The organism is Sphingobium sp. TomTYG46, from assembly GCF_055396345.1.
Genome location: NZ_AP027325.1, coordinates 701,173 through 712,500, shown reverse-complemented (window position 1 = coordinate 712,500; position 11,328 = coordinate 701,173). Strand labels below are relative to the sequence as shown.

Annotated in this window: 8 protein-coding genes (1 of these 8 only partly in view); 6 read left to right on the top strand and 2 right to left on the bottom strand. The window is 62.4% G+C overall.

From position 1 onward, the window contains the following. The 3 genes from ACZ5YV_RS16510 to ACZ5YV_RS16500 all read left to right on the top strand — a co-directional run. Positions 1 to 789 carry the 3' portion of an AAA family ATPase gene (locus ACZ5YV_RS16510; protein WP_449469649.1) on the top strand. It extends 408 nt beyond the left edge of the window, so 789 of the gene's 1,197 nt are visible here — the last part of the coding sequence; the start codon falls outside the window, past its left edge; it ends in the stop codon at positions 787 to 789. A gap of 221 nt (positions 790 to 1,010) precedes the next feature. Next, positions 1,011 to 2,102 carry a ParB/RepB/Spo0J family partition protein gene (locus ACZ5YV_RS16505; RefSeq protein WP_464789467.1) on the top strand — a complete coding sequence of 364 codons (1,092 nt, stop codon included), beginning with the start codon at positions 1,011 to 1,013 and terminating at the stop codon, positions 2,100 to 2,102. 211 nt (positions 2,103 to 2,313) lie between these two features. Further along, positions 2,314 to 3,519: a replication initiator protein A gene (locus ACZ5YV_RS16500; protein ID WP_464789466.1), complete on the top strand. Its 1,206-nt coding sequence runs from the start codon at positions 2,314 to 2,316 to the stop codon at positions 3,517 to 3,519. A gap of 421 nt (positions 3,520 to 3,940) precedes the next feature. Here ACZ5YV_RS16500 and ACZ5YV_RS16495 read toward each other — a convergent pair whose 3' ends face one another. Next, positions 3,941 to 4,876, bottom strand: coding sequence for a hypothetical protein (locus ACZ5YV_RS16495; protein WP_464789465.1), 936 nt, complete (start codon positions 4,874 to 4,876; stop codon positions 3,941 to 3,943). Between the two features lie 200 nt (positions 4,877 to 5,076). Here ACZ5YV_RS16495 and htpG point away from each other — a divergent pair, with 200 nt between their 5' ends. Continuing rightward, positions 5,077 to 6,957 (top strand): molecular chaperone HtpG, encoded by a 1,881-nt coding sequence (gene htpG, locus ACZ5YV_RS16490; protein WP_464789464.1) that lies wholly within the window; start codon positions 5,077 to 5,079, stop codon positions 6,955 to 6,957. A gap of 43 nt (positions 6,958 to 7,000) precedes the next feature. On the opposite strand, the gene ACZ5YV_RS16485 is transcribed toward htpG, so the two are convergent. After that, the gene (locus ACZ5YV_RS16485) at positions 7,001 to 7,390 is read right to left on the bottom strand and encodes a nuclear transport factor 2 family protein (RefSeq protein ID WP_464789463.1); all 390 of its coding nucleotides are present in this window, start codon (positions 7,388 to 7,390) and stop codon (positions 7,001 to 7,003) included. A 301-nt stretch (positions 7,391 to 7,691) separates the two neighbouring features. On the opposite strand from ACZ5YV_RS16485, the gene ACZ5YV_RS16480 reads away from it, so the two are divergent. Beyond that, positions 7,692 to 9,194 (top strand): ATPase domain-containing protein, encoded by a 1,503-nt coding sequence (locus ACZ5YV_RS16480; protein WP_464789462.1) that lies wholly within the window; start codon positions 7,692 to 7,694, stop codon positions 9,192 to 9,194. After that, the gene (locus ACZ5YV_RS16475) at positions 9,187 to 11,280 is read left to right on the top strand and encodes a response regulator (protein ID WP_464789461.1); all 2,094 of its coding nucleotides are present in this window, start codon (positions 9,187 to 9,189) and stop codon (positions 11,278 to 11,280) included. The genes ACZ5YV_RS16480 and ACZ5YV_RS16475 overlap by 8 nt, the downstream gene beginning before the upstream one ends. Positions 11,281 to 11,328: the final 48 nt, after the last annotated feature.

The window sequence follows — 11,328 nt, the reverse complement described above, 5'->3', positions numbered from 1 at the left end:
GTCGATTGCGACAGCCAGGCGACCACCACCACCCTGTTCGGCTTCAACCCGCACTTCAATATTCAGCGGGAAGAGACACTCTATCCCTATCTGTCGATTGATCCGACCCAGGTCGACCTTCTCTACGCGGTCAAGCACACCGCCTGGCCCAATGTCGATCTGATCCCGTCGAACCTTGAGCTGTTCGATGTCGAATATGAATTGGCGGCGGCGGGCAGCGACGGCGGCTCCGTCCTCGCGGCGCGTTTCCGTAAGCTGAAACAGGGCCTGATGGACCTCGCCCGCCATTATGACGTGGTGCTGCTCGATCCGCCGCCAGCGCTCGGCACGATCAGCCTTGCGGTGATGCAGGCGGCCAATGCGCTGCTGGTGCCGCTCGCCGCCACGACGCCGGACTTCTGCTCGACCGTCCAGTTCCTCTCGATGATGGATCAGGTCATCAAGCAGCTGCAAACCGCTGGCATTGAGGTCGATTATCAGTTCATCCGCCTGCTCTGCTCGAAATTCGACAGCAATGATCCCAGCCATTCGATGGTCCGCGCGATCATGGAGCAGAGCTTCGGCCCTGCCCTCCTCCCCGTGCCCATCCTCGACAGCGCGGAAATCAGCCATGCGGCGCTGCGTATGATGACCGTGTACGAACTGGAAAAGCCGATCGGCACGCCGCGCACCCACAAGCGCTGCCGCGCCAATCTCGACGAAGCCATGGGCCAGATCGAAGCGCTCGTCCGCCAAAGCTGGGGCCGCGTCGCCCCCGCGCGTGAGGAGGACATCGTCAATGCGGCATGAGGCTTTGTTCACGCGGAGACGCGGAGGCGCGGAGATATGGCGCTCCGCCGCGGGCGAAACTCTCTGCTCCAGGGTTCGGTGCAGCGAAGCCGCCCTGAAAGGTGCAGCTGCGCCGCAGCCACAACTCCTCCGCGTCTCCGCGTCTCCGCGCGAACCAAAATCAACGCTGTCCTACACAGACATGTTCACCTTATGTTCCCCGCGAATCGGAGGACAAGCCCATGGCGCGTAAGCAATCGGACTATCTGGCAGCCCTTTTGTCGGACGAGGCGGAAACCCCCGCCCCAGCACCATCGGCAGACAGCCCGCCTGTTACCGAGGCCGAAACGTCGCCCCCCTCCCCTGCCCCGGCTCGCCCCGAACGCGCGCGCGGCGCAACGCTGCTCGGCCGCGAAACCGCGCTCGCGCGCCTCGCGTCAGGCGAGGTGCGGCAGGTCACGCAATTGCTGCTCGATCCGGCAAAGGTCCGTATCTGGCGCGGCAACGCCCGGCTTTATTCCCATCTGACTGAGGATAATTGCCGCGAACTGATCGACTCGATCATCGCGGAGGGCGGGCAAAAAGTGCCTGCCGTGATCCGCCGTGTCGAAGGCGATCCGGACCATGATTATGAAGTGATCGCTGGCACGCGCCGCCACTTTTCGATCAGCTGGCTGCGGGCGCACAGCTATCCCGACATGATGTTCGTGGCGCAGGTCGCCCAGCTGGACGACGAAGCGGCCTTCCGCCTCGCCGATCTGGAAAACCGCGCGCGCAAGGACGTCACCGATCTGGAACGCGCGCGCAACTATGCCGAAGCACTGGGCGCCCATTATGGCAGCCACCTGACGCGCATGGCCGAACGGCTAAAGCTGTCCAAGGGTTGGCTCAGCAAGATGATCAAGGTCGCGGGCATTCCTGACTACATCATCGACGCCTTCCCTTCGCCGGGCGACGTCCAGCTAAAGCCCGCTTATCCGCTGGCGCAGGCGCTGGACGATCCTGCTGCTGCCCCGGCGATCAACGCAGAAGCCGCGCGGCTCATCACGACACAACGGGAACGCCGTTTTGCGGGTGCACCGCCCATCCCGGCTGCCGAGGTCTTGAAGCGCCTGCTCGACGCGCCACGCGTAGCCGTGTCGGAACCGAAGGAAGAACCCTTCACCTGGACCACGCGCTACGGCCGCCCTGCCCTTACCGTGCAGTCGGTCAACCGCCAGGGCATCACCATTCGCTTCCATGCGGGCTCGGGCGCGGACATGGCCACATTGGCGACCGCGCTCCGCGACACGCTCGAACATCTTGAGCGGCAGGGAATGGGTCTACAGCAGTGACAGGCTCGGGGGGGCACAACAGCATCGCGACACAGGGAAAGGGCATCTTGCCCGCCCTTGGGTCACGCGCTGTTTCCCCGGGGAAACAAGGCCACGCCAGATCGGGCCGCCCTCCCCTCTCCTCCCGGAGACTCCCTTCTTTCGCACTAATCCTCTCGTCGTTTCCCCGGGGAAACAGCCTCACCCCCCTGCCCTTGCCAAGGAGCCGCCCATGACGCGCACCGGCAAGGCTGAGCTTACCGACCAGTTCGAGCTGTTCCTTCCCTATATCGCGGACATGCCGCTGCGCGACCAGCGCGAGATGATGGAGCGTCCCTTCTTCAGTCTCGCCAAGTCGAAGCGCGTCAAGCCGATCGATTACACCTCCCCCGACGGCAAAGCCTGGGTCCATGTGTCCGCCAATCCCGATTACGGCATGGCGACCATCTGGGATGCCGACATCCTTATCTATTGCGCCTCGGTTCTGGCTGACATGGCCCGGCGCGGCATCAATGATGTTCCGCGCAAGCTGCACCTCATGCCCTATGATCTGCTGCGCGCCATTCATCGCCCGACCACCGGCCGCGCCTATGAACTGCTCGGCCAGTCGCTCGACCGTCTGGTGTCCACCACCATCAAGACCAACATCCGCGCCGAAAACCGTCGGGAAGCAACTTTCAGCTGGCTCGATGGCTGGACCCAGCTTGTCGATGAACGCACCGAACGATCGCGCGGCATGACGATCGAACTCAGCAACTGGTTCTATGAAGGCGTGTTGATGCAGGGCGGTGTCCTGTCCATCGATCGCGCCTATTTCGATCTGACCGGAGGCCGCGAACGCTGGCTTTATAAGGTCGCGCGCAAACATGCTGGCGGGGCAGGGGAGGGGGGCTTCTCCATCTCCATGCCCACCCTGTTCGAAAAGTCTGGGGCAGAAGGTGCCTATCGCCGCTTCAAGTTCGAGATCGCCAAGATCGCCGAACGCGACCCATTGCCCGGCTACACCTTATTGCTCGAACAACCCCAGGGTAAGCGCGAGCCATCGCTACGCATGAGCCGCCGGTCGGCCGAAGTCCCGCGCGCCTCAAACGACGCCTCGACTGCGAAACTGGGCATCGCACCCAAGGTCGCGGCTCTGAACGGCGCGAAAGCTTCCGCCAGCAAAAGTCCAGCAGCCGATCCGCAACCCTTGCTCGACGCCGGGGATGTCATCCGCCGCACAGTCACCAGCCTTTCCTCCCGCGCGACCGCTGGCGAACTCACCGACGCAACCCTCGCCACGCTGCGCACTGAATGTCCGGGTTGGGACTATCAATCCCTCCATCAGGATTTCCGCAACTGGCTTGACGCTGACCCGACGCGCACGCCGGTCAACTACCAGAAAGCCTTCATCGGCTTCGTGCGCCGTTTCCATGAAAAGAACCGCCACCGCCTCTGACGTTTCGGCCCCAAAGGCCCCCTCGTCAGTCAGGGCTTGCTCGTCAGCGCATAAGCGTTCCCGAAGTGTCGGTTGCTCTACAGTGCGTTCGGCACCTGATTTCCCGAAGCTACTGCCAACTTCATTTCATCCACAGCTTTTGAACGACATTGAGCAGTCGGCCGATGCAACTGATTCAATCCCTGCGCCAATCCGCCGAGCAACCTCGCACCATCGACACTCCAGGAACGGCCAACGCTCCTTCAGGAACGTTTCCCCGACACATCAGGAACGCCACGCTCGGCACTCCGGGAACGAAAGCCCGACCTTTCAGGAACAGCGCCCGTCGCCCGACTCGCGTATCTCCGGCACTTTTGCCGCATCCCGGGCTCGCGTAACTCTCTAACCTTCTACTAAACCCTATAACCAGAAGGAGATTCTTCTAGTTTTTGGAAGAGAGAGAAGTGGCAAGCTGCGACACCAATTTGGTCGCCCCCTGATGCGAGATGCCGAGCAGACGCGCGATCGCCACCTTGCTCAAACCCGGATAGGCCAGTTCCAACCGCATCAGCAGGGGCGCCTTGCTCCGCTTCGTCACTGGCAGCTCTTCGGGCAGCTTCTTGAGCCGCGCTTCAAGCCGGTCAAGTTCCGCCAATCCTTGCGCGGCCTGTCGCCCGATCATTTCGATCAGCTGCCCCGTCAGCGTCCTTATATTCACGCCGGGAAATCGGGGCAGATCGACGAAGGACGGCAGTTGCCGTGCCGTCAACCCGCACGCTTCCAGCGCCGCCGGAATGTGCGCCGCCACCACCCATCCCAAATCTGTCCGACGGGGATCAATCTGCAACTGCCGCCCATCCGCTGTCGTCAGCAATTGTCCCTCGCTCATCGGAGCCGCCAGGCCCTCCCGCGCCGTGATGACGCGCTCTGCCACCTCTTCCACGCCCGTTGAAGGGTAGGGGGCCTCCACGACCGCCTGAACCGCCCGCCAGGCCGGGCCGAAGCGCACCAGATCGTCTGATGCCCAGATCTGTGCCTCTTTCCTGTCGTCCAGCAGCTGGCGTGATATATTCAGCGTCGCCCGCGCTATCGGATCGCGCTCGCCCTCGCTCGCCGAAAGCACGAAATGAACCAGCGCCGCGATCGACAAGGGATCGTTCAGCCCCTCGCTATGGCGGGGTGGGGGCGTCCGTCCGCAAATCCAGTCCTGCAAATCTCCGACGGAAATGGGCACGGACGCGACACTGGCCAGCGCCGCGGCCCCTTTAAGGCGCGACCGGGCAAGCCAGATGTCGGTGGCCGGGCTGTTGGCAAGCCGCCCGTCGAGCCTCCCCAACAAAAGAAACGCCTGCTCGGAAGATGAAGAAAAATCCAGCATTTCCGGGCTATATCAGCATATTGGATGTAACCAAACATATATGTTCGTTACATATGCTTTTCCGCCCCCTCCTGCCGTTCTGAACGCGCTCAATTCACCTTCTCATTCATGAATTGAACCCCAATCCAGCTTGAAACCCGCCGCTCCCCGCGCCATCTGTCCGGCGGCCAAAATTCATTGGAGGGCACGAAAGAAACGCCATGACGAACCCGACCGACGCTGCTCCTGAAACCCGTTCCTTCGAAGCTGACGTAGCCAAATTGCTGCACCTGATGGTGCACTCGGTCTATTCGGACAAGGATGTGTTCCTGCGCGAACTCATCTCTAACGCCGCCGACGCCTGCGAAAAGCTGCGCTATGAAAGCCTTAGCAATCCCGCGCTCGCCGCTGGCGGCAGTCCGCAAGTGACGGTGACGCTCGATCCCGACGCTCGCCAGCTGTCGATAGAGGACAATGGCATCGGCATGAGCGAGGCCGAGCTTGTCGAGGCGCTCGGCACCATCGCGCGTTCCGGGACAAAGGCGTTCATGGAACGCGTCGCCAGCGCCAGGGACGCGGAAGGAACGCAGCTGATCGGCCAGTTCGGCGTCGGCTTCTATTCCGCCTTCATGGTCGCCGATCGCGTCGATGTCCTGTCCCGCCGCGCGGGCTCCGATCAGGCGGCGCGCTGGTCGTCCGACGGCCTTGGCACCTATACCGTCCAGCCCGCCGAAACGGCCGAGGCGCCCGAACATGGCACCCGCGTCATCCTGCATCTTAAGGAAGACGCCGCGTCCTATACCGAACGCTATCGGATCCAGCAGATCATCAAGGACCAGTCCGGCCATGTGCCGGTGCCGATCTTCCTCAAGGAGAAGCCCGATGCCGAGGCCGAGCAGATCGCGGATGGCGCTGCGCTCTGGACCAAGCCCAAGAGCGAGATCAGCGCGGAGGAATATACCGACTTCTACCGCAGCGTCGCTGGCCAGTTCGACCAGCCTGCGCTGACGCTGCACTATCGGGCCGAGGGTCTGCATGAATATTCGGTGCTGGCCTTCGTTCCCGAAATGAAGCCGTTCGACCTGTTCGATCCCGACCGCGTCGGCCGCATGAAGCTCTATGTCCGCCGCGTCTTCATCACCGACGAGGCGGACATATTGCCGCGCTACCTGCGCTTCGTGCGCGGTCTCGTAGATTCCAGCGACCTGCCGCTCAACGTGTCGCGTGAGATGATCCAGCAGAGCCCGGTGCTGGCGGCGATCCAGAAGGGCGTCAGCAACCGCGTCCTCAGCGAGCTTGAGAAGCTCTCCGCCAATGATGGCGAAGCCTATATCAAATTCTGGGACACTTTCGGCGCAGTGCTGAAGGAGGGGCTGTACGAGGACTTCGCCCGCCGCGAGCAATTGCTCGGCCTAGCCCGCTTTAAGTCCACGACCTCCGGCGACAGCTGGCGCTCGCTGAAGGACTATGCCGAGAGCATGAAGGCGAACCAGACGGCGATCTACTACGCCACCGGCTCCGACCTCGATCGCCTCGCTTCCTCGCCGCAGCTGGAAGGTTTCCGCGCGCGCGGGATCGAGGTGCTGTTGCTGACAGACCAGGTGGACAGCTTCTGGGTCACCGCTGGCGTCGATTATGATGGCAAGCCCTTCAAATCGGTGACGCAGGGCCTTGCCGACCTCAGCCTCGTGCCCCTGCCCGAAGGGGAGGCGGCTGCGCCCGCTGCTTCGGAAGAAGTCAGCAGCTTCATCGATTTCGCCAAGTATCTGTTGAAGGATCAGCTATCCGATGTCCGCGTGTCCGAACGGCTGACCGAAAGTCCCGTATGCCTCGTCGCGGCCGAACATGGCATGGATAGGCAGCTGGAAAAGCTGCTGGCCGCCGCCGGTCGCGGCGCTGGGGCTTCTATGCCCGTGCTCGAACTCAACCCGCGCCACAACCTTGTCGTCCGGCTGAGCGGACTTCAGGACGACAACAGCCTGCGCGAGGATGCCGCCTGGCTGCTGCTGGACGAGGCGCGGATTGCCGATGGCGAATTGCCCACCGATCCGCGCGCCTTTGCCGAACGGCTCGGCCGGGTCATGGCGAAGGCTCTCGGCTAATCATGATCTGCTGGCCCGGCCTCATCCACCGGGCCAGCAACTATCAGGCGAGCGTCACGAAGATTTCCGCCTCGATCAGCCACTCGTCCCGAATCTTGCGCCATTTCGCGCTGTAGATGCCGGACGCGGTCAGCTCCTGCGTTTCCGCTGCCAAGCCTTTCCATTCGCCCTGTTCCATCGCGATCGGTTCGACCGGAGAGACAATGATGCTGGTCGGCATCCGAACATAGATGGTGCGATCGGGCGCCGCGAACTCGCGCTTCCATGCCATCAGCTGCGCCTTGCGGCCGCTGATCACCCCGCTGTCACTACCGGTCACCAGTATCGCGGCGGGTGACAGCAACGGCCCTATTGCGCTCAGGTCCATCTCCGCCAACGCGCGGTTGAATGCCGCCCGCCGCATTCGGATCGCAAGATCGCAGGATTGAGTCACTCTATTATTCCGATCAGCACTGCTTGTGCCAGCCGCCTATGATCCAGCGCCGTCGCCGCTGCAAGGAAGCGGCATAGAGTAAATCCGGCCGACACCCATCCCGATGGCACCGGCACAGTCTCTGCGTCCCACGATGCACCCGATCGTTAAGCCATTGCAATGAAGATGCAACCGCCAGGATATTGCCGCGTTATAGCTTGATGATTTTGCGGTGCGGTGCGTCTGATCCTGCCTCGGCAGGCGATGGATTTTGTGACTTTGATCGATATGCTGACGTCCGTGCTGACGGAGGCATGGTTGAATGACAGGGATTTTTGATCGCGTTTCGACGGGCAATTCAGGACTCGATCTGGTGTTGGGCGGGGGTCTGCCTGCCCAGAGGCTGTATCTCCTCGAAGGCGCTCCCGGATCAGGCAAGACGACGCTCGCGCTGCAATTCCTGCTCGAAGGCGTGGCGGCGGGCGAGCCAGTCCTCTACGTCACGCTGTCTGAAACCAGCGAGGAATTATCGGTCGTCGCTGCCTCGCACGGCTGGGACCTGAACAACGTCAACCTCTTCGAACTTGCTTCTGCCGATTCCGTGCTGGGCATGGGACGGGACCAATCGATCCTGCACAGCTGGGAAATGGAACTGGGCGGCACCATCGAACTGATCCGGGAGGAGGTGCAACGGCTAAAGCCCCGTCGCATCGTGTTCGACAGCCTGTCCGAATTGCGGCTTCTGGCGCAGGACCCGCTCCGCTACCGGCGCCAGCTGCTGTTCCTCAAACAGTTTTTCGCGCAGATCGACACCACGGTTCTGCTGGTGGACGACCTGACCGGCGGCGCGGGTATCCGTGACAATCACCTGCATAGTCTCTGCCATGGAGTGATAACGCTGGAACGGCTGACGCTCGATTTCGGCGCGGCGCGGCGGCGCATGCAAATTCAAAAGATGCGCGGCGTCGATTTCGTCGCCGGTTATCACGACATGATCATCCGGAAGGGCGGCATCGACATATTCCCCCGCCTCATCGCGTCCGACCATCATGCGCCGTTCGTCGGCGAACCGGTGCCCAGCAAGATTCCGGAGCTCGACGCCATTCTGGACGGCGGTCCCCAACGCGGCACCAGCACGCTCATCACGGGTCCTGCGGGCGCGGGCAAGACGACGCTGGCCCTGCAATATGTCATCGCCGCCTGCGAACGCGGCGAAAATGCGGTGATATACGAATTTGATGAACGGATCGGCACGCTCATTACCAGAGCGCGATTGTTCGGAACGGATCTACAGGCTTTGATGGACGACGGCCGCCTTGTCATCCGCCAGATCGATCCGGCCGAGGTCGCGCCCGGCGAATTCGCCGCCATGGTCAGGCAGGAGGTGGAGGAGCGTAATGCACGCATCATCCTGATCGACAGCCTCAACGGATATCTGGCGGCCATGCCCCAGGAACAGCAGCTGATCCTGCAATTGCATGAGCTTCTGTCGTACCTCAGCCACCGGGGCGTCGTGACCTTGCTTGTCAATCCACAGCAGGGCTTCTTCGGGTCGATGCGAACCGACGAACTGAATGTGTCCTACATCGCTGACATCGTCATCCTTATGCGCTTTTTCGAGGCGGATGGGCGCATCCGCAAGGCGCTGTCGGTCATCAAGCACCGCAGCGGCGCGCATGAGGACTCCATCCGCGAATTCAGGATCGATACCCATGGCGTTCGCGTCGGCGCGCCGCTCTCTGATTTCAGGGGCGTGCTGACCGGGACGCCGGAATATCTGGGAGCTTCTTCACCACTGATGGAGGACCGCGACGGCCGTGCATAAGGCCGCCGCATCCTCAACCCTCCGGGTCATCGTCAGCGCACCTTATGGCAGCGACGCCGACAGCGTGACGCGGCTGCTGCGGGGGGAGGGGCATCGGGTCCAAATCTGCCCCACCCTGACCGAGATGGCAGAGGCCATCGACGAGCAGACAGGCGTCGCACTCGTCACGGAAGAAGCGTTGTTCACCGACCTGGGTCCGTTGCACCGCGCGCTGGATGCGCAGCCTGCATGGTCGGACATTCCCTTCATACTGCTCGCCGGACGGCAGGCGGGCCGCTTTGGTTCCAGCGAGGCCATAAGACGTCGATTGCCCGATAACGCGCTTAGCGTCATCCTGCTGGAACGGCCGGTCAGCGGGGAATCGCTGATCAGCGCCGTCGCGTCGGGCATAAGGGCTCGGCAGAAGCAATTGCAGATTCGCGACCAGTTTGCAGCCATCAATGCAGAACGCAGCCGCCTCAATACGTTGCTCGAAAATCTCCCGGTCGGCGTTGCCTTCATCAATGCCGATGGCAGCACTTTGCTTTCCAACCCCGCATTCCGCCGTTTCCTGCCCAGCGGAGAAATCCCCGCCCGGTTGCCCGACGCCGAGGATCGGTGGGAAGGCTATGAAGAGGACGGCACCCGTATCAAGCGCGATCGCTTCGTGACGATGCGCGCCCTGAAGGGCGAGCAGGTGCGGGGGATCGAGTTTCTGCATCACCCGACAGAAGGTCCGCCGGTCTGGACCCGGGTAAGCGGCGTGCCGCTGCTCGACCCCGGCAGCTCACGGGTTACAGGCTCCATTTCCGTAATCGTCGACATAGACGAGCAGAAGAGGAGCCAGCAGGCGCTTGCCGAAGCGGCTCAGCGGCTCGAGCAGGAGGTCGACGCCCGCACCCGCGAATTGCGGGAGGCGCTGCTGCGACTGGAAGCCGAGGCGGAAGAACGCGCCCGTGCTGAGGAAGCGTTGCGCCAGGCGCAGAAGATGGAGGCGGTCGGCCAATTGACCGGCGGAATCGCGCATGACTTCAACAATATGCTGACGGGCATCATTGGAGCCATCGACATCCTGAAGCGCCGGATTTCCGGTGGGCGACTGGACGACCTTGATCGCTTCATGGATGCCGCCAGCACATCGGCGCAGCGCGCGGCGGCGCTGACGTCCCGATTGCTCGCCTTTTCCCGTCGGCAGTCGCTCGACAGCCGCCCCACCGACGTGTGCAAGCTCATTCATTCGCTGGAGGACCTGCTTCGCCGCACCATGAATGAATCGATCGAGGTGGTAATCCTTTCCTCCCCCCCGTTACCGACGGCGCTGGTGGACGCCAATCAGCTGGAAAGCGCGATCATCAACCTTGCGATCAATGCCCGCGACGCGATGCCTGATGGCGGCCGCCTGACGCTGTCATGCGAAGAGGTGGAGCTGGATGCGGAGTGCTGCGCGCGCAATCCAGGCATCACGCCGGGCCGCTATATCATGGTTGGGGTGTCTGACACCGGCGTCGGCATCGATGGCGATACGCTGGACAAGGTGTTCGATCCCTTCTTCACTACCAAGCCGATCGGGCAGGGTACGGGCCTGGGCCTGTCGATGGTCTATGGCTTCGCCAAGCAGTCGAATGGCCTGGTGCGCATCAACTCGACGGTGGGCGAAGGAACGGTGGTCAGGATTTTCCTGCCGGTCGCGGCACAGCAAGTTGAAGCCGAAACCTTGGAACATGCCGCCATTCACCATGGTGACGGCCAGTCGGTGCTGCTGGTCGAAGATGATGAGTCCGTCCGGCTCCTCGTGCGCGATGTGCTTGAGGAACTGGGCTACAAGGCGACAGAGGCCGCCGACGGACAGCAGGCGGTGCGCATATTGCAGGCCGGGCGGCGCTTCGACCTCATGATCTCGGATGTTGGCTTGCCGGGAATGAACGGGCGGCAATTGGCGGAAATCGCGCGAGCGCATTTGCCCGACCTGCCCATCCTGTTTGTGACGGGCTATGCGGAAGGAGCCGCCGTGCGGGGTGGCTTCCTGTCCAACAACATGCAGATGATCACCAAGCCATTCCAGATCGAAATGCTCTCCGCCCGCATCCGTGAAATGCTGGAAAGCTGATGGGAAGCTAGCCCGTTACTCCGTGGAACGTCCCGTGTGCGACTAATA

What these genes read in the sequence shown, in the direction of transcription:
- ACZ5YV_RS16495 (WP_464789465.1), bottom strand. Translation starts at nt 4,876, where the DNA reads ATGCTGGATTTTTCTTCATCTTCCGAGCAGGCGTTTCTTTTGTTGGGG.
- ACZ5YV_RS16480 (WP_464789462.1), top strand. Translation starts at nt 7,692, where the DNA reads ATGACAGGGATTTTTGATCGCGTTTCGACGGGCAATTCAGGACTCGAT.
- ACZ5YV_RS16500 (WP_464789466.1), top strand. Translation starts at nt 2,314, where the DNA reads ATGACGCGCACCGGCAAGGCTGAGCTTACCGACCAGTTCGAGCTGTTC.
- htpG (WP_464789464.1), top strand. Translation starts at nt 5,077, where the DNA reads ATGACGAACCCGACCGACGCTGCTCCTGAAACCCGTTCCTTCGAAGCT.
- ACZ5YV_RS16505 (WP_464789467.1), top strand. Translation starts at nt 1,011, where the DNA reads ATGGCGCGTAAGCAATCGGACTATCTGGCAGCCCTTTTGTCGGACGAG.